We start from the raw sequence: 18972 nt of genomic DNA on the forward strand, positions 1-18972 counted from the left end.
TCAAATTGAACAAACAAGGGAGGACGATATATGACAACTTGGAACCCACACGAAAACTGGCGTCCCGTGATGCCTTTCAGCGAGTTGATAAAACAGCCGGATATCAAAGACATCATCGAGGGAGATAGTACCGATGACACTCTGAGGCGCATAAATAGGCAAATCGAGAGGATGCACCCGAACAGCGCGAAATCCGTATCCAAGGCCGAACTTCAGCTGGCAATGGAAACCGCGACCGAGTTCACGAATATCCAGCAAGGTCAGTCCATCCAGACTGAGCGCAACTTTCATCGAGGCTCGACGGCCACACTTTATCCAAGCGGATACGATGGAAAAATCGCAATCGACCTGTCTTCAGAGAAATTCGGGAAAGTCACTTCGACGTCGCGCGATATGCAGCAGTACCTGCGTTCAAGCCAATCTGAACCTTGGCTTACATGTCGGGTTTCCAGATCACTGGAACTCCGCAATCAACGTGAAGGCATTGAATACCGGAAAGAGCACACCTTCAGCACCAATGATATGAAGGTGCTGGAAGCCTTTGTCGATGACTCTTCGCGGCGCTTTTCTCAGGCTATCAGGCACGTCATAACAGACAAGGAAAGGGGCGTCACAAGATCCAATGACCCGCAAATGTCACTTTCTCTGGTAACACCACGCGGAGCAAGCGGCGCTCGAAAGGCCTTGTGGGAAGACGAGGTCTTTAAGCCGGAATCTCAATCTTCAAGGCCTGAAGTCGCATCGGCTTGAAGCCTCTTTTCAAGAAATCGTTGGCAAGTCTCATACGCGGCCAAACCATCGCCTTTCGATAGTGCGATTGCAAAGCCACGCCACCAGTTTTCCGACTGCGCATATCTTGGATCATCGGCGACCTTTGCCATTACCTTTGAGATCAATCCATCCATCGCGATGTCCGCACGAGCAATATGTGACCAACGGTCATGCAGTAGTTCGACATAGTATTTTCGTACCCAATCCGGCCTGCTGCCAGAATTAATCAGATCGAGTGACTTGTAGAATTGCTTTGTCTGATCCTTGAAGGCGGAAGTCAGCATAAATTCGAATTCAGCTGGCACCTTGCTGAGGTCAATTCCTGGTCCAACCGCCTCCTTATCCTGACCTGACGTCTTCTCCGTTTTGAGGTCAGCAGTCTTGGAAGTCGGGAAAATTTGCCAATTGTGCCTGCGCTTGAATTCGACAGGTTTTGGCCCGTAAAGGGGTTCGCGCAATTTTTCCATCAAACGGTCAATGAGGCCGATATTGTCAGCAACCTCTGTCTGGACATAGATTTTGATGGTGTATGACAGGTCAGTCATTTTCTGCTCGATTACGATACTACGCTGCTCGGATACCTTGCGTAGGTAGGGAAACTCATCCCGAACTTCATCGACAACTTTTTGCACCCAATAGACGTAATCCATTGAGAGATATTCGTCGTATACCAGGGAAATCGCACGATCCACGACGATCCTGCCGTCAGCCTTTTGTAGGTCAGAAATTGTTGGACATGAGTAGGAATAGGTCATCGCACGATCTCCGGTTCACGGTCCAGATAGCGCGACAGGCTTTCAAATAGAGCAGTGTACTCATTGATATTCACCCGACGCGGTCGAAGTCCAAACGATTCCATTTCGTTGCCATCAACCCAGTGACGAATGGTGAAACTAATAATCGGATCATTCTCATTGCCCAAAACAGCACTGATGATCGGTGTCGCAATCAGGTCGTCAACGTCTTGCGGAGTAAGACTACGATCTGCAAATAATACGATTTCTGAAACACCTTCCAAAGATGTCGAAACGGGCACCACAGGTGTCAAAACAGCTTCTTCGGAAGCCTGAACCACCTCCTTCTCAATCTCGACTCCGCCTTCATTGATGCGCGCCAATCTGGCCTGCTCGGCCTTGTCGGCGGCAACAAGAAACCCAACAAAGGCATCCGCATGTGCGAGATCGGGATTCAAAACTTCTTCGCTTAGCATCATCCATGCCGCTTCATCGGCCCCAAACTCGTCAATGGCCGCCAGCAGCCTTTCACCGCGATAAGAACGGGTTTCAAACCCTGATGTCACTCCGACATTGCTTGTCGCCTCGTGTAGTGCGACCTGCCACAGCTGGCAAAATTGCAGATGCCCAAATCCGAGCTTTTTTGCAAACAACTTTTGAGCCTTCAGCCAAACATGGTCGGCGACCAAATAAGGCTCGACATCGAATTTGCCTGCATTCGAATTCACTGCATCAAACAGAACGCGGGTCTGATGATGGCTTGGAGCCTGCAATTCCAAACGGAATTCGATATGATCTACAGGCCTACCGCGCGTCTCCTTGCGAACTTCCACGATCTTGGTCTTAAAGCGGCGAATGGATGCAAGATCGGCTTCCACGCCGTTCAACACGCGTTCTTTCAGCTTGCCAAAGCTGACGCCCGCATCGACATCACGGGGGAAGCCAGACCATGCGGCAATCTCGTCGGCCGTCGCCTTGATGATGATTACATTGTCGCCTTCCGGACGCCATTTTTTCTGAACGGCGGTCGCAGCCAGCACACGGTATATACGAATGGAAAACTTCGATCTCATGGCGGCCAATGGTGCCAGCTCCAGGTAGGCATAGGAAGGCATCGATTTCATCAGATCGCGGATCGGTTGCGGCAAGCTATACCGAATGATGTCGGACTGCTTGTCGCTTTCCAGCCAAGAAACGATCATTGGCACATTTTCGTATCGACGTGTTTCCAGTGCGCCGTAGTTTACCGTTGTTGCGGTCAACCTTTTGAGTGACAGCTTAAGCATCTCACGACGGTTGATATGTGTATCTCTTTGGCCGAAATACTTGAGAACCGTGGACACCGGAATGGAATGAGTGGCCTCAATCATTTCTGGGTCAAACATGTATGCGGTCGCCACCATCAGCTCGTGCAGCGCGGTGTCCGATGCAGTCAGTTTGTCGTCTGAAGTAATCTCACAGCTTTCCAGCATTTCAACTGGACGAGGGCTGGATGGTGCGACCTTTGAAAGCGCATCACTATCAATTGCAGCGATGACATCGCCACGAGTAGCAGGTTTAAATAATTCGGTTGTTTTCGGTTTCATTTGTCTTGGCCTTTCTCAATCATGTATTTCAATGATGAGTCGACCACTTGCATGCGACAAGAAATAAAATCACACGGATTCAAATCTGCCGCTTAAGTGTATGTTGATGTACTGCAACTTATTGTTATTGTTAAATAAATATCTATATCCTGCAATCCGAACATACGGGATATAGTTATTTTATCGGCGGATTTATACCCTTTGAGTCTATGTCTAAATCACACTTTTCGGTTTTGTGGGATTTAAATAGAAAAGCAAAAGTGTCCAATCTTGGGATATAAACATCTACGTATTTGTTTTAATTAGTCTTTCTTTTTAACCCACTTCAGTATTCTATGGGATAGAAATGTGTAATATTTGCCTTAGAGCCGAACCGAAAATTAAGCTGAGCGATTTCAGGAGTTTATGATTCTCTGTGGTTTACCAAGACTACGGAGGATCACATGGCCTGGACTGAAACCGCTCGGCGTGACTATGCCAGACGAGGCTTGCGTTACGCAAGCGATTGCACGGACGATGAGTGGACTATCATTGCGCCGCTTTTACAGCCGATGAGCAAAGTCGGTCGTCCGCGCGAGCACGATTCCCGCACGTTGTGGAACGCAATCCAATACATCGCGACAACCGGCTGCCAATGGGCGCAATTACCGAAGGAATTTCCGCCGTTTACGACGGTGCAGTACCATTTTTACCGGATGCGAGACAGCGGATTGCTTGATCTTATCAATGAGATGCTGGTTGCGGTGACACGCCTGGCGGAAGGTCGCAAGGCGGAGCCGACAGCCGCTATTATTGATAGCCAGTCGGTCAAGACGACGGAAGCTGGCGGTCCACGAGGCTATGATGCAGGTAAAAAGATAAAAGGGCGCAAGCGCCATATCGCAGCCGATATGATCGGCAATATGCTGGAAGGCATCGTGCATGGTGCCGATGTTCAAGACCGGGACGGCGCGCCGGATCTGATCGAGCGAACCCGCGCGAACTATCCCTCCGTGAAGAGACTCTTCGTCGATGGCGGCTATGCTGGCGAAAAGCTGACAACGGCTGTAGCACATATCGAAGCGCTCGCGATCGAAATCGTCAAGCGCTCTGATCAGGCCAAAGGCTTTGTAATCCTGCCCAAAAGGTGGATCGTTGAGCGGACCTTTGCGTGGCTTAACCGCTGCCGTCGGTTGGCAAAAGATTGGGAGGCCTCGATTGCATCGTCAGAGGCTTGGATGTTCATATCATCCATCAGACGAATGACACGCCGTATCGCAAGGTTAGAATTTTGAGTCGGGCTCTTAAATTTGTAGTTATTGATTCCTCCTGTTGGCATTTGCCGTTAAATCATGGGTTCTAGACGTATCTTTTTCGTTATTCTGTTGACGGCAAAGAATGGCCTCCATTAAATCGTGGGATAAAAACAATGTTAACAAATCGCGGCACACCAAGACTTTTACCCGTTTCCCTCGCGTACGCGCGCGTATGGCAAACCTGCGGTGCAGTTTGGATTTTTCAAATCCGTGGGGCGCTTCGCTTGGGTGCTTCGCACTGGCCTTTTCGTTGCAGCTCTACGATCCGACCTAGCGGATAATCTTTGACGGGTTTTTTCAATTGAGGGAGAGGGACACAAGGCTTCAGCCGATATGAAGCTGTAATTTGCCCGATATACGATCAGCCATGGTTGGCGACATGCCTCTACGATCTACAGAAACGGCCAAAATCGCTACGTCTTTCGCATTTCCCACTCCGTTACTCATCAGATCATAAAACCACGCGGATTTGAGCCGTTTTTGAAGCTTTAATAGGCGGCGTTCTATTTTCCACCATCGGCTCAACCTCAATTAAAACCACTAGCCTATGACGACATCGTTAGCCAACACGCAATATGAACCTCGCTAACGGCATACGCATTCACGCCTCAAAAACCGTACAAATCTTTGCATCTTTGCAAATTCCGACCGGATACACACTTGATGCAAAATCAACGCTTATTTGGGCAGTTTATGACGATTGGGTTTCCGAAGTAACCGCGTCGTTTAACCCGTCTGATAACCGTTGGATGCCGCATCCCGACGTCTAATTCACCTGCTCAATTCGTTCAAATTTCGAAGCATTATTCAAACCAATAATTAACCCGTCCATCTCAAATTGTTTCGACTTTCGAAATAATAAACCGTCTAATACACGCCTATTTGATGATTGCGGGGAACAATATGCAGGACAGATACGCCGGGGACATCGGGGACTATGTCAAGCTCGCCCTACTTCGCCATTTATCTGCGGGTCGAAAACTCGGTATCGCCTGGTATCTCTACCCCGATGAAGGTCACAACGCCGATGGACGTCATATAGGCTATCTCAGTCTCCCAGACCGCTGGCGACATCTCGACCCGGAACTCTTCGACGCCCTGAAGCTGGTTGCAGACAACGCACGTTCCGTCCAAGCATTGCAGCAAACTGGGATGATCGGAGACCTATTTCACGGCACGCCGCTCACTTCTGAGGCTCTGCTATGGCAACAACGGTCAGCTTGGCGTCACAACTGGTTTCAAGATGTCGTTGCGCGCATGTCCGATGCCGACATTGTTTTTGCCGATCCTGACAACGGGCTCGTGGATGACGATCCTAAGCGGCGAACGAAGGCCAAATTTGGAAAGTCGATAACTCTGCAGGAGGCGACCGCCCTCGCCCACAATCGCCCCGCCATCATTTACCACCACAACACTCGGCGGCCTGGTGGACATGATCTGGAAGTCGAATATTGGCTAAGCCATTTTGATGAAAAAGCATTTGCGATACGTGCGAATGCTTACAGCTGCCGAACCTTTTTCGTATTGAATCCGGACAGCGATATCTTTGAACGTGCTCAGGAATTTTGCTACCATTGGCAAGAGCGGGGAGTGCGTTTGCATACATTGAAATAGCGTTGTGGGGGCGATATGGGAAATTTCAAAGGGTTGCTACGAATTTTGACATTGCTGGTTGGGACGACTGCTATGTTGTCCACACCCTCAGTTGGTGCAGAACCCGGCAAGAACGACGATATTGTGCACCCGAAGTTACCTATTACGTCTCTTTGGCTGCACTTAGAAGGTAAAGACAACGCCAATTTCATGGTTTTCCACAAATACACCTTCGTTCCAGAAGATAAAGAAATACCTTTTAGAAATATTTTGATGCTGAATTGCGCTAGAGATGAACCCGCATATTTAGATTTTGTAATCCCAAAACAGCTTCCATTGAAAGACCTGTACGGGAAGGAATACATTGAGAAACAATATTTTGGTTTGGTGTTAGCACCGCTATCTGGGGCAAAAGAGCAGGTATTCACGATTGAAGGAGAGGTCAAGGACAACCATATCTTCGTTGATTTTGTTGGTGATCAGCGAAAAGCCATTGCTGCACTCCTGCGTGCAGATAGATTTCGGCTGTACTTTGATGACTACCGCCACCTTGAGCTTACCGAGGTAAACGACAAAATATTCCCCACAAAAAAACAAGGTCAAAAGTTTGATGAAGTGGTGAATTCACTGTTATCCAACCAATATGAAATCGATATAATTCCATCCATCGGTAAGATACTCGACAGTTGCCCAGATATTAAGGAATGGAATTCTTTAGTAGATCCGTAATATATATAAGTCGGAACGCTATTCTGATAAAATTTCTGTAATCGGCCAAATGCCTTGATATGGATGTTACATATGAAAAAGAATTACATCTTTACGGTAATGATATTTGGTTTCTTTTTTTCTGCAGTCAACGGCAAAGCAGGCGAGTGGTGGCAAGATAAATTCATAAAAGACGGAAGCGGTATCTGTGAGAACAATGATAGCATACGAACGTTTTCTGCCACCACGATGGAAGGCTGGGAGACAAGCTGCAAAATAACAAAGCAACATAACATCAAGGATATCGACGCCATCATTCTTGATTACGAATGCGGTGGCAACGACCTGGACTCTGAAATCACGAAACCGCGTGAATTGGTCGTAAAATTACAGGACGGCATCCGAATTTTCCCAGGCGGTGAAAAATATCAGTATTGCGCTTCAATTAACCCCTATCTGCTGCCACAATACACACCAAAGGCCGACGATTGTCCCATTGATCGCAGCCTGATGCAATCAGACACCCGCGACGATGGCACGTATCAAGTGCTTCAGTTCACAGAAGGCTACTTACAGGGGCGAGCCACGCTCACAGGGTATAAAAACAATGAAGCCATCTGGACAACCAGACCCGACAACATGTGTTCGAATGGCGCAGTTATATGCAGAATGAGCTTTCGGACCCGAGCAGGTGAAGAATATGAAGAGGCCTTCCAACCGCTATATGTCAATTCTCGTCCATGGGCCGTCTTCGCTGAACTCCGGCAAACTCTTTATATGAAAGAACGGGACGCGACTTATTACCGAAAGGCTTATGGCGGCATCGAGGTCAATTTCCTGAATGGATATAAGCCCGCCGTCGATGAGATGATTCTGCCAGAAAATGTATATAAATTCTCCGGATGTAGCCCCGCTGAAACTCGCGCAGAATAGTCAATTCTCAAGGATGGATTTCAGTATACGCTTTCCAGGCGTCGCTGCTCGCGTTGTTATTTGAACCGCTTCCCGATATGATCGAGTTGTCTGCGAGGGGGTAATCATGGACACGCGGTCGGTTTATATAACAGTAACGCTCGTCATTCTGGCGAACGGTGGTGTCCTCACCGCAGTTCTGGCCGATCTACCCTCGTCTCTTCGGCCTGCTGCACGTATATGGCAAGCAGCTACTCTTTTGGTAGCAATCGGCTGCGTTATTTTTGCAATTGAAGATAGGCTCCCGTATAATTTGGCTACGTCTTCTGCTAATGCAGTATTACTGTTTGCCCTTTGTTTATATCACGCCAGCATTCGTAAGTTTCACGGGCTACAAGTCTACACCAATGCGTTTATTGTTCCTGCGGTTGGCACAATTCCATATTCCTATTATCTTTTCATTGTCCCAGATATTGGTGCGCGCATATTTCTTGTTGCGCTTCTATGGGGCTTCATAACCTGTGCGTCTGCAATCATATTAATTCAGAACATCAGAAATCCCGAATACCGTTCACGGGGCGGTTTGTCGCTGACCGTTATCTATGTCGTGTGCACAATTGCCAATCTCACACGTACGCTCATATACATATTCGATGGCAATCGTGGCCTGAACACCGTCGCCGATAACGGACATTGGATGAATGCAGTCACTCCAATGTTTCTCTGCATCATGCCTGTCATAGGCACGACATCGTTTTTGTTGATGTGCTCCGACCAAGTGAAAAAGCGATGGGAAGACGCGGCATCGCGAGATCATTTAACGGGATTGCCAAATCGTCGTTCGCTTATCTTCTACAGTCTGGCGTGCCTGGAAAACGATAAAGCTAACAATAGTCGTCGAGCAGTCGCTATGCTCGATATCGACGATTTCAAAATCATCAACGACACTTACGGCCATCATTCGGGTGACATTGTCCTGCAAGAAATAGCAATGCGAATTGTGGAAATTCTACATTCGGAGGACTTCATCGCACGCTCAGGCGGCGAGGAGTTCGTTGTTATCTTCGGCGAAAAGGGCAGCATGTCACCTGAAATTTCTGCCGAGAGAATTCGTCAGATCATAGGCAGCCGAACTTTCCAGATTGGCACCACAGCGATTTCTGTAACGGTTTCGATTGGAGTTGTCCTGCATAGCGACAATGCGACTTTCTCCGAAACGCTTACGAGAGCTGACAGAGCCCTTTATGCCGCCAAGAATAAAGGCCGAAATCAGGTTGTTTTTGCTGAGGGCGTTCCTTCAGTATCTATATCGGTTGAATTGCAGTCTCATCTCCCGGCCAACGACTCGAATTGATCTGGCGATCAACCCGATACATCTGAAGATCGCCGTCCAAGTGTTGTTTCAGCAGTTCTTTGGCGTCGGGTACGGACGTCGCGGGATCAATCCAGTCGGAATAGACATCCGGCGTTAGAATGACGGGCATCCGGTTGTGTATCTCTGATATCGGCTCAACAGGCTTGGCCGTTAAAATCGTGCAGCTTGTGATCCCCAGTGCTTCATTCGTCGCCCAAAGGCCTGCAAAGGAGAACGGTGCATGTTCTGGCAAATGGATGTGCCACGGATCTCGGCCACCGTCTTCCGCATTTTTCGTCCATTCATAGAAACCATCGGCCGGGATTAGGCATCTTTTCGATTTGAAGGCTTCACGAAACATGGGTTTCTTGTCGGCGTCTTCCGACATCGCATTGAAAGTCGAGAAATTACCGAGTTCCTTGGCCCAAAACGGCACCAAGCCCCACCTGCCCTCCCGTAATCTCATCCCGTCGTCGGCGTGAGTGACGAATAGGACATCCTGGGTTGGGCAGATATTGTATCGGGGCTGCGTATTGCGTGCCTGATCAGCAGTCAGCGTCAAATTGTAGAGACGATGAATCTCCGACCACGGTAGGTAAAGGGTGTATCGACCGCACATATTCACCTCGTTTGCTGTCAACAAGCGTCGTTAGTGCTTTTGGCTATTGCTCGAACAGCCCGAACGGATAAATTATATTTTTGCGCAATTTCTGCAACAGATGCCTTTCTCTTTTGGAGTGCAGTCCTGATCTCTCGTCTTTCATTACCTTTGACCTTTGGTGGCCTTCCGAGTTGTTTGCCTTTCAATCTCGCTGCTTCCATTCCTGCCCTCGTTCGCTCGCTTATCAAGGCTCGTTCGAATTCGGCTAAAGCCGCAAGAATGTGAAACACCAGTCTTCCCCCGCTCGAACTCGTATCTATGTTCTCGGTTAATGACTGAAACTCGACGCCACGTTTTCCCAGATTATTTATGATCTCAACTAGATTAACGAGTGATCGACCCAGGCGATCCAATCGCCAAACAACTAGTGTGTCACCCTTCCTAAGAGTATCCATGACGCTTTTAAGTCCAGGTCGATTTGAAACGCTGCCAGATATTCCCTGATCCGTGAAAATCCGGTCGCAATCCGCTTTCTTCAATGCGTTCAATTGTAAATCGAGATGCTGATCATCTGTCGATACACGCGCATATCCAATTCGCCGTCCGCGTTCGTTGCGTGAAGGAGTGGCATCGTAACTAGATTTTTTTATTGGCATTTTCGTTATTCTGAGCTTTCTCATGAATTATAACGCCATTTTTAGTACGGTGGACACCCTTGGTGATTGACATAAAAGGAACCTTTTCTGTCCCTTGATTTCTGCAACTTTTTTTGCAACGAGCGTGCCCCCACACTATTGGCCGACAGGCCGAGAATACTGAAAAAGTCGTACTTTAAACCTACCGCCATGAGTTTTATGATGAGGCATACCATAAAGGTTCCTTTACGTCCCTTCTCCATCCAACGAGCATAACTGCCTTTCACTACGCAGAAGTGGGGTGACGGATTTGTTGGATCACCTCGATGTCGCAGACGAAATTTTGCTTACTGAAGTCACTGACGCCATTGACGAAGGCCGAATTCACATCGCCGTGCAAGGCATACACTCAGCTACTAACGTCGACCGTTTGTTATACGGTGAATGTCTCGCTCGACTTATAGACCGGGACGGCACTGTTCACAGTGCAGGCGAATTCATTCCTGTTCTGGACATTTGGAGCAAAACACCAATTTTAGATCGGCACATGATCAAACTCATTCTCGACGAGCTTGAGGCCGATCCACGTGCAATTCTGGGCTGTAATATCTCTACTGACAGCCTTACTGACGCTGAATGGCCACCAATTTACCGTCAACTTGCAGATCGTTCTCATTTGGCTCACCGCCTGGTACTCGAAATTACGGAAACCAGGCCACTCGGGGACATTGCGTCAATCAACAAAAGTCTGCGCGCGGCTCGAAAGCTTGGTTGTCTCATCGCCATCGATGATTTCGGAAGCGGGCATGTTTCGCCCTGGCAATTGCTTCGCCTTGAAGTGGATATCGTAAAGATCGACGCAGCATTCGTGCGCGAAATTAAGGAATCACATCCACGTGGCAACAGTCTTCAATTCATGATTGGGCTAGCAAAATGTGCCGCTCAGACCGTCATCGTCGAAGGCGTGGAAACCAGCACTCATCTAATCGATGCCGTGTTAGCAGGGGCAACTCATACTCAAGGTTTTCACCTATCGCGACCAGCATTCCTGCATTCAATCGAGCCTGTGTTCCAGGCTATTTCTGAGGGTAAGACATGTCATTAATTTCCAGAGATCTGGCGCGTGTACTGGGGTCAACCGCCATTGCACTGGTTCTAACAGGCGCAGTTGCGAAAGCTGAGCCCGCAGTTACAATGGATGGAGCCGCATATCGGTATTCTGCGGGCGGCACGGATACGACGAGTGGTAACACTTTTGAAGCTGCCACGAGTGGGCCGACAAAGCGGGCATGGGGCATGCTCGTATATAACGGCTCAATTGCGAACGTTTCCGATACAACAGTCATCACGTCTGGAGCGAAGGCTCACGGAATTCAGGTCGGTGCCAAAGGTGGCAACGCAGACGGTGCAGATCATTCAGCAATCAATCTTGGCAACGGCGTGAATGTCACGACGGGCGGAAATGATTCTTATGGTCTTCATGCTATTGATGGCGGCAAAATCTCAGGCACAGCGACTGTCGGTACAACCGGTGCCAGAGCTTACGGCGCGTTTGCAGAATCTTTCTCGACAATCGATCTGACTGGCGGCTCTATCACCACGAGTGGCAGCCTTGCATATGGTCTGCTCGCGAACAACGATATGAATACTGTCGGTGGTAAAATCATCGCGACGGATGTTGATATAGATACCGCTTCCAGCTGGACATTCGGTGCTTATGCCAAGAACGGCGGCGAAGTTACGTTAAATGGTGGCTCGATCACGACAACAGGCGAACGCGCTTATGGCATTCTCGCCAGCAACGGAGGCATCGTCAATTCAAGCGCCGACGTCACAACCTCATTCGATAAGACCCATGGCGTTCAGGCTGGCGAAGACGCCAATAATCCGGGTGGAAAGGTCAATCTTTCAGGGGGGAGCGTCACCACTGGAGGAATCTTCTCTGGAGGTCTGCATGCTGTTCAAGGTGGAACGATCCAGGGCAACACATCAGTTGCGACATCCGGTGTGAACGGACACGGTGCATTTGCCGAGAGCGAATCCGTTATTTCCCTCAACAACTCTACGATTACAACCAACGCAGATGCAGCCTACGGTTTGCTCGCCAACAACGATAAAAACACCGTTGGCGGCAAGATCACGGTCGTAGACACCGTCATCACGACGAATGGTGTTCATTCTTATGGTGCGTTTGCTGACAACGGTGGCCAAATAAGCCTGACAGGCGGTTCAATCACAACTGCGAATGAGAAAGGCAAAGGAACGCAAGATGGCGATGGGTCGCGCGGCTACGCTCTCTTCTCGCAAGGCGACGATTCTTTTATCAGTGCAGACGGTACGACAATCCACACACTTGGCCAACGTGCCTACGGCGCATATGCGTACAATGGCGGCGATGTTTACCTGAAAAACTTGTCGATCACGACCGAAGGTTTCATGGCCTACGGTGTGTATGCGTCTGGTACAGGATCTGTGCTCAACGCCGAGAACGTCAACATTACGACTTCTGGCGACGTGGGCGACGCTGCATGGGCCTATGCGGGTGGCGTTCTTAATCTGAACGGCGGTACGTATAACGTCTTTGGCGAGCAGAATTCCAATTCCCCACATGAAAACGCCAATGGTCTTATTGCTGTTGGTGGTACGGCAACGACTGATGGCGGCGTGATCAACGCTCAGAACCTCGTGATTAATACCACGGGCGCTGACAGCTATGGTTTCCGTGCTGGCGCAGTAGTTGGCAATGACCAAACGTTTGGTACAATTGATCTGAAAAATACCACGATTACTGCCTCTGGTGAGAACGCCTATATCGGCCAAGTTCAGTATGGCAGCACTCTTACGGTCTCGGATTCAACCCTGAAATCCGAACGCGGTATTGGCATTGGACTGACCGACGATGCCGACGTAACGCTTAACAAGACCACGATTATCTCCGGTAAGGAAACGTTCGACTCCACATTTACGAAATCTGGTCAGACCCAGAACTTGAGCTTGGGCGATGGAACTGTTGCAACACAGAACAACGGAACGCTGCTAAAGGTAAATCGTGAAACAGCTGGCGGTGACGGTATCGTCAATTTGAATCTGCGAGCTGGATCGACATCAAGCGGCGATATCGTTGATACTGACGCTACGAAGACGACCGGTCTCACCAATGTCAAGGTTGAGCAAGGTGCGACCTATAATGGTAAGATCGAAGGCATCACGGATCTGGATGCGGAATCCGGCACCGAACTGACTTTCGAAGCTGGCACTGAGATCGCGGGCAAGCTGACGGGAACGAACAGCACCTTCAATTTCGATCCTTCAGGCGCGAATATCGGCGGCGATGTTGAACTGAATGACGGTTCCTCCACCCATGGCGGTAGCATCGACACCCCAATCACTGTTGGCGGAAATGTCCTCGTTGATCCGACCTCCATTATGGGCGGCAATTGGGATATTGCAGGCGATCTGACCGCAAATGGCATTATTACACCCGGCAACTCGATTGGTGTCGTAACGGTTGGCGGCGATGCCACATTCGGCGCAAATTCTGTTTATGCAGTTGAAATCGCAGGCGACGGAACGAGCGACCGTATCGATGTGACCGGAAAGGCAATCCTGCAAGGTGGTACTGTTGAGGTTACTGCACTTGACGACAAGGTTAGCTACCAGGACGGTCAGACCTATAAGATCTTGACTGCAGGCGGCGGTGTTGACGGCCAGTTCTCTGAAGCCGTCTCGAAGTCGATCTTCCTGACGGCTGAATTGCAGCATTTGGCAAACGAGGTCGATCTGACCGTGGGCCTGGTTGCCGATCCTGTCGATCCGGAAAACCCGCCAGTCGTATTCGAAAAGGTGGCGCAGACAAGCAATCAGGTCGCTACCGCTCGTGCGCTGGACAGCCTGGAACAAAGCGGTTCTTCGCTTGAACTGTATAATTCTGTTCTCTTCCTGACGAATGAAGACGAAGCTCGTAACGCCTTCAATCAGCTGTCGGGCGATACGCATGCTTCGGTCAAGACGGGTCTGATCGACACCGCAAACCTGACTGCTGATGCCATCAATAATCGCCTGCGTTCGGCATTTGAAGGTGTAGCCGCCAAGGATGCTCCTGTTCTGTCCTTCGCTCAATCGCCAAAAGGCAGTGCACCGCAGCGGTTCGATGCAGTTGAACCTGCTTCATACGATTATGGCGTCTGGGCTTCCGGTTTCGGTTCGTGGGTCGATCACGACGGAAACGCAAACACGGGCGGCTTGAAGTCGACCACGGGAGGCTTCCTGTCGGGTGTTGACGTCGGCTTTGCATCCGGATGGCGTCTCGGTGTCGTCGGCGGCTACAGCCAGACCGATCTTGATGCCAAGGGCCGCTATGCTTCGACAACGAGCGACAACTGGCATCTGGGTGTCTATGGCGGCAACCAGTGGGGGCCGATTGGACTGCGCGCTGGCCTCGTCCATACCTGGCACAGCATCGACTCCTCGCGTTCTGTTGCCTACACAGGCTTCAACGACAGCCTTGATGCCGACTATGATGCCCGTACGTTCCAGGCATTCGGTGAATTGGGATATCGCATTGACACGTCTGTCGCGGCATTCGAGCCATTTGCAAATCTCTCTCACGTTCGCTTGCATACGGATGGGTTCACGGAAAAGGGCGGTGCGGCAGCTTTGTCGGTTAACAGCGAAACGACAAGCACGACCTTCACCACGCTCGGCCTGCGTGCATCTGCTCCTCTCCAGTTTGGTGCCACCACCGCTAATCTGAAGGGAACGCTGGGCTGGCGTCATGCTTATGGCGACATCACGCCGGAATCCACTCAGTACTTTGCAGGCAGCAATGCCTTCACGGTTGAAGGTGTCGCAATTGCCAAGGATGCGGCACTCGTTGAAGCTGGCTTTGATGTCGCGATCACCGAAGCCTCGACGTTTGGTTTAAGCTATGTCGGTCAGTTCGGCAGCGACACGACCCAGAATGGCTTCAATGCCACTTTGAATGTGAAGTTCTAAAACAAACTTGGAAATCGCGACGTGCCCTCACACAGCATCGCGATTTTCATGATCAGGACTTTGGGTTGCTCCGGAGTCCTTACCTTGCCGTCCAGCCTTCGTGGTTGGGCGGCATTTTCAATTTAAAGTACACAAGCATTGTCATGTAAATTAGATCCCAATTTATTGGGATTTTTAAGGTGCAACCTCATGATTTCCGTAGACGTTTTCCAAAAAATACTTCATAAAATTGAGCATAAGAAAGTGGGCAAAGTCTTCGCTGCGGGCATTCAAAAGCGAAGATCACATTTAGGGCAAATAGACGTCGCGGTAGGCGTCTTGGGGTAGGACACATGTCAAAATCGCGAAATTCTTCGCGCTGCGTTATCGCGGCGTCCATTTTTGTGTTGTCTTCAACTACGTTCATTTCATCGGCGTTAACACAGAGTGTATTTCCAGGTGGTACGCTCACCATCTCAGGTGAGGAGACGGTCACGGATGACTTCGATTTGGTAATGCCTGCAACTGTGCTTTTTGCGAACGGTGCAAATGGCGTTCTAAGTGGAAATATCGTCACGAATGGCCAATATGTGCAATTCAACACATTAGGTAACGGCCATATCACTGGGGGCATCCAAGGCGGAACGAGTTTCATCGATAAAGCTGGCTCGGGCACACTTACAATTGATGGTGAGATCAGCGGCGGCGGTACGGGAATCTACGTCCAAGGGACGCTCGTTCTTAATCATGCCAACACATTTGGCGGAGGTTCAGGATCTATCCTTATCGGTAATGGAACACTCGTGGCAGGCGATGATAGAGCTCTTTCAACCGCTCGCATTACAACACAGTTTTCTTCGGCCACGCTGTCGGCAAATAAAGACGTAACGTTGGCCAACAACTTCAGCCTGAGCGCTTCTAGCAATCTTACGGTGGATACTGCTGGACATGCGATTTCTTTGACGGGCAATATCCAGGCGAATTCTGGTGGAGGTGAAGCAGCGCGGCTCATTAAGACAGGTCTTGGGACGCTTATACTATCAGGAAACAACACTTATGCAGGCGGCACGGTTCTCAACCAGGGTACGCTTTCTGTTTCCTCTGATAGCAATCTCGGTGACGTCAATGGAGGAATAACCTTTGATGGCGGCGAACTCAAATTTGGCTCGGCCTTTGATTTGTCGACGTCGAGGGCAATCAATCTGTCGGCAGGTGGTGGCACCATCGACATGGCAGGGAACGAGAGCACGATCAGAAGGGCAATATCAGGAAGCGGTGGCCTGACAGTCGAGGATAGTAGCAATTCCGCAAATGGTACGCTGACCTTGGAGGGCATGAATGATTATACCGGAGCAACCACGATTGCCGACGGCGCGACGTTAGCTTTATCTGGTCAAGGGCGCGTGAACCAATCAAGCGGCGTTCAAGTTGATGGAACGTTCGACGTTTCCAATGCCAGTTCCGCACAGATTAACAACCTTTCAGGCCATGGAAATGTCGCGCTTGGCAGCAATTATCTGCAAATCAATAACGCCGCTGGAACGTTTAGCGGTGTGATCTCCGGCGTTGGCGGCGTAAATATCGGTAGTGGACAACAAGTTTTCACTGGTACCAATAGCTATACAGGCGGGACAGGCATCATGGCTGGTGCGGTGCTGGAGTTAGGAAATGGCGGTACTGAAGGATCAGTCGCTGGCAGCATAACCAATTATGGCGCGGTTGTTTTCAATCGCTCAGATGACGTCCTCTACAATGGAGAAATTACTGGCAATGGTCTTTTCGCCCACGTCGGCAGCGGAAAGCTCACTCTTACCACCACCAGTAGTTCAAGAGGCGACGTTCTTATTGGAGCTGACAGCACACTTCAGCTGGGTAACGGCGGCACGACTGGTCTCATTGGCGGCACCAATTTCACCGGAGTGATATCCAACCTCGGAACATTGATTTACAATCGCTCCAATGATGTTTCCTGGAAAGGTGTCTATGCTGGCAACGGCGAAATCATCAAGGAAGGAACCAACACGCTCACGCTGACTGGTGACAGTTCCGGATATGCAGGTTCCACTTTTGTGAAAAGCGGCAAGCTGATCGTTGGAAACAACCTGGGCAATGGCAAGCTCGGCGGCGATGTAACCGTTTCTGACGGCGCAACCCTTGGTGGATACGGCACACTAGGCTCCGGTGTAGGTTCCCTTGTGGACATTCAATCAGGCGGAATACTGTCGCCAGGAAATTCGATTGGAACCTTGACCATCAATGGCGACCTAACACTGCAGGCTGGCTCCTATCTCATGACCGAGCTGGCTGGCGATGGCAGTGCCGATCTCGTCAATGTTACTGGTCGTGCAAACATTGGCGGTTCACATCTCGTCATAACGGCTCTCGGCCCCGAGATCAGCTACCAGGCAGGTCAGAAATACAATATTCTGTCAGCAGGCAATTCAGTCAGTGGTCAGTTTGTTGATGTGACGTCGAACTCAGCGTTTCTAACCTTCACACTCGATCCAGAGCAGAGTTCGAATGCCTTTAACGTTGCATTGAAGCCGAAAGCTACGGAGCCGGAGCCAAACAAGCCTGATCCGGGCACCAATCCAGAACCCGGCGAAAAGCCGGAGCCAAGTCCATTGTTCACGACAGTTGCAAACACGAACAACCAGTTCGCAACCGCTCAGGCACTGGATTCTCTCTCACAGACCGGAAGCTCACTAGCGCTTTATAACAGGCTCCTAATGCTCTCTGCTGACGAAGCTCGTGCGGCTTATGACAATCTGTCTGGTGAGGCATATGCGTCTGCGAAAGGTGCGCTGATCAATCAGTCGCAGTTCATCAACAGCGCTATAACCAATCGACTTCAGCAGGCAAACGGCTCCACGCCGACAGCCCCAGTGGCAACGATGAACTATATGTCGGAAGCCAAAAAGTCTGATGCCTTTGGGACCGTTATCCCCCAAACGGATTCTGAAAATCGCTATACGGGATGGGGATACGCTTATGGAGCCTGGAGCGAACAGGATTCGACCAGCAACACTGGCCGCATGAAATCTTCGGTAGGTGGCTTTGTAACTGGTATCGACAGACTTGTTTATGAAAACTGGCGTCTTGGACTCTTGGCCGGATACAGCCATACCTCGTTTAACGTAGATAGCCGAGCATCGTCGGGCAGCAGCGATAACTACACCCTCGGCGCTTACACGGGCACCGAATGGCCGATGTCTAACGGCAACGCATTGGCCTTCAGCTCGGGTCTCGCTTACACCTGGCATCAGATAGAAATGAACCGATCTGTCGCCTTCCCCGCTTTCGGCGATAACTTGAATGCGGACTACGATGCAGGAACGTTCCAGATTTTTGGCGAACTTGGTTACAAAATCAGGCTCCCGAAGGCGGTTTTTGAACCTTATGCCAATCTGTCCTATGTTCGTTTGAAAACTGATGGCTTCAACGAGGATGGTCAGACGGCGGCGGCTCTGGCTGTAAATTCCGACACGACCGATACAACGTTCAGCACACTTGGCTTCCGGGCTTCGACTGGCTTCGATCTTGGAACGATCCCGACGACCGCTAGGGCCGATCTTGGATGGCGACATGCAGCTGGTGACGTTAACCCCGTTTCAACGGCCAGCTTTGTCGGCTCGAACGCTTTCACTGTCGCGGGCGCGCCGATAGCTAAGGACACGGCCATCATTGAAGCCGGGCTGGATTTCGAGTTGTCGAAAGATGCTACTCTCGGCGTGTCCTATAGTGGGCATTTCGGCTCAGGAGCACAACGAAATGGCTTTAATGCCTCGTTGAAGGTTAGCTTCTGATCT

General features: G+C 50.0%; 13 protein-coding genes. 9 read left to right on the plus strand and 4 right to left on the minus strand.

Annotation, left to right across the window (positions count from 1 at the left end; genetic code table 11):
• Positions 1–30: 30 nt before the first annotated feature.
• Complete coding sequence (locus ABDF71_RS25055; protein WP_500061893.1) at positions 31–750, plus strand: hypothetical protein; 720 nt, start codon at positions 31–33, stop codon at positions 748–750.
• On the opposite strand, the gene ABDF71_RS25060 is transcribed toward ABDF71_RS25055, so the two are convergent.
• Positions 717–1526, minus strand: a complete 810-nt coding sequence (locus ABDF71_RS25060; protein ID WP_500061894.1) for a hypothetical protein — start codon at positions 1524–1526, stop codon at positions 717–719. The two genes, ABDF71_RS25055 and ABDF71_RS25060, sit on opposite strands and share 34 nt — an antisense overlap.
• Positions 1523–3091 carry a replication initiation protein gene (locus ABDF71_RS25065; RefSeq protein ID WP_500061895.1) on the minus strand — a complete coding sequence of 523 codons (1569 nt, stop codon included), beginning with the start codon at positions 3089–3091 and terminating at the stop codon, positions 1523–1525. Before ABDF71_RS25065 ends, ABDF71_RS25060 begins: the two co-directional genes overlap by 4 nt.
• 443 nt (positions 3092–3534) lie before the next feature.
• Between ABDF71_RS25065 and ABDF71_RS25070 the strand changes: the two genes are divergently transcribed.
• The 5 genes from ABDF71_RS25070 (at position 3535) to ABDF71_RS25090 (ending at position 8953) form a co-directional block, all read left to right on the plus strand.
• Positions 3535–4365, plus strand: coding sequence for an IS5 family transposase (locus ABDF71_RS25070; protein WP_151610747.1), 831 nt, complete (start codon positions 3535–3537; stop codon positions 4363–4365).
• Between the two features lie 924 nt (positions 4366–5289).
• The gene (locus ABDF71_RS25075; protein WP_500061896.1) at positions 5290–6000 is read left to right on the plus strand and encodes a hypothetical protein; all 711 of its coding nucleotides are present in this window, start codon (positions 5290–5292) and stop codon (positions 5998–6000) included.
• Between the two features lie 15 nt (positions 6001–6015).
• Positions 6016–6708: a hypothetical protein gene (locus ABDF71_RS25080; RefSeq protein ID WP_500061897.1), complete on the plus strand. Its 693-nt coding sequence runs from the start codon at positions 6016–6018 to the stop codon at positions 6706–6708.
• A 72-nt stretch (positions 6709–6780) separates the two neighbouring features.
• Positions 6781–7620 (plus strand): hypothetical protein, encoded by an 840-nt coding sequence (locus ABDF71_RS25085; RefSeq protein WP_500061898.1) that lies wholly within the window; start codon positions 6781–6783, stop codon positions 7618–7620.
• A 106-nt stretch (positions 7621–7726) separates the two neighbouring features.
• Complete coding sequence (locus ABDF71_RS25090) at positions 7727–8953, plus strand: GGDEF domain-containing protein (protein WP_500061899.1); 1227 nt, start codon at positions 7727–7729, stop codon at positions 8951–8953.
• Here the strand turns inward: ABDF71_RS25090 and ABDF71_RS25095 are convergent.
• Both ABDF71_RS25095 and ABDF71_RS25100 read right to left on the minus strand, forming a co-directional pair.
• Positions 8904–9572 carry an SOS response-associated peptidase gene (locus ABDF71_RS25095; protein ID WP_500061980.1) on the minus strand — a complete coding sequence of 223 codons (669 nt, stop codon included), beginning with the start codon at positions 9570–9572 and terminating at the stop codon, positions 8904–8906. The two genes, ABDF71_RS25090 and ABDF71_RS25095, sit on opposite strands and share 50 nt — an antisense overlap.
• Before the next feature lie 17 nt (positions 9573–9589).
• A complete protein-coding gene (locus ABDF71_RS25100) occupies positions 9590–10210 on the minus strand; it encodes a recombinase family protein (protein WP_500061981.1) in 621 nt (206 codons plus the stop codon).
• A 280-nt stretch (positions 10211–10490) separates the two neighbouring features.
• Between ABDF71_RS25100 and ABDF71_RS25105 the strand changes: the two genes are divergently transcribed.
• The 3 genes from ABDF71_RS25105 to ABDF71_RS25115 all read left to right on the plus strand — a co-directional run bounded on the left by ABDF71_RS25105 (position 10491) and on the right by ABDF71_RS25115 (position 18969).
• Positions 10491–11294, plus strand: coding sequence for an EAL domain-containing protein (locus ABDF71_RS25105; RefSeq protein ID WP_500061900.1), 804 nt, complete (start codon positions 10491–10493; stop codon positions 11292–11294).
• A complete protein-coding gene (locus tag ABDF71_RS25110; protein WP_500061901.1) occupies positions 11285–15184 on the plus strand; it encodes an autotransporter domain-containing protein in 3900 nt (1299 codons plus the stop codon). Before ABDF71_RS25105 ends, ABDF71_RS25110 begins: the two co-directional genes overlap by 10 nt.
• Before the next feature lie 332 nt (positions 15185–15516).
• Positions 15517–18969 (plus strand): autotransporter domain-containing protein, encoded by a 3453-nt coding sequence (locus tag ABDF71_RS25115; RefSeq protein WP_500061902.1) that lies wholly within the window; start codon positions 15517–15519, stop codon positions 18967–18969.
• The last annotated feature ends 3 nt before the right edge of the window (positions 18970–18972 follow it).

Origin of the sequence: Ochrobactrum sp. WV_118_8, assembly GCF_039631535.1 — a bacterium.
Lineage (GTDB): Bacteria > Pseudomonadota > Alphaproteobacteria > Rhizobiales > Rhizobiaceae > Brucella > Brucella anthropi.

What these genes read in the sequence shown, in the direction of transcription:
- ABDF71_RS25060 (WP_500061894.1), bottom strand. Translation starts at nt 1,526, where the DNA reads ATGACCTATTCCTACTCATGTCCAACAATTTCTGACCTACAAAAGGCT.
- ABDF71_RS25080 (WP_500061897.1), top strand. Translation starts at nt 6,016, where the DNA reads ATGGGAAATTTCAAAGGGTTGCTACGAATTTTGACATTGCTGGTTGGG.
- ABDF71_RS25110 (WP_500061901.1), top strand. Translation starts at nt 11,285, where the DNA reads ATGTCATTAATTTCCAGAGATCTGGCGCGTGTACTGGGGTCAACCGCC.
- ABDF71_RS25055 (WP_500061893.1), top strand. Translation starts at nt 31, where the DNA reads ATGACAACTTGGAACCCACACGAAAACTGGCGTCCCGTGATGCCTTTC.
- ABDF71_RS25100 (WP_500061981.1), bottom strand. Translation starts at nt 10,210, where the DNA reads ATGCCAATAAAAAAATCTAGTTACGATGCCACTCCTTCACGCAACGAA.
- ABDF71_RS25065 (WP_500061895.1), bottom strand. Translation starts at nt 3,091, where the DNA reads ATGAAACCGAAAACAACCGAATTATTTAAACCTGCTACTCGTGGCGAT.
- ABDF71_RS25115 (WP_500061902.1), top strand. Translation starts at nt 15,517, where the DNA reads ATGTCAAAATCGCGAAATTCTTCGCGCTGCGTTATCGCGGCGTCCATT.
- ABDF71_RS25085 (WP_500061898.1), top strand. Translation starts at nt 6,781, where the DNA reads ATGAAAAAGAATTACATCTTTACGGTAATGATATTTGGTTTCTTTTTT.
- ABDF71_RS25070 (WP_151610747.1), top strand. Translation starts at nt 3,535, where the DNA reads ATGGCCTGGACTGAAACCGCTCGGCGTGACTATGCCAGACGAGGCTTG.
- ABDF71_RS25075 (WP_500061896.1), top strand. Translation starts at nt 5,290, where the DNA reads ATGCAGGACAGATACGCCGGGGACATCGGGGACTATGTCAAGCTCGCC.
- ABDF71_RS25090 (WP_500061899.1), top strand. Translation starts at nt 7,727, where the DNA reads ATGGACACGCGGTCGGTTTATATAACAGTAACGCTCGTCATTCTGGCG.
- ABDF71_RS25095 (WP_500061980.1), bottom strand. Translation starts at nt 9,572, where the DNA reads ATGTGCGGTCGATACACCCTTTACCTACCGTGGTCGGAGATTCATCGT.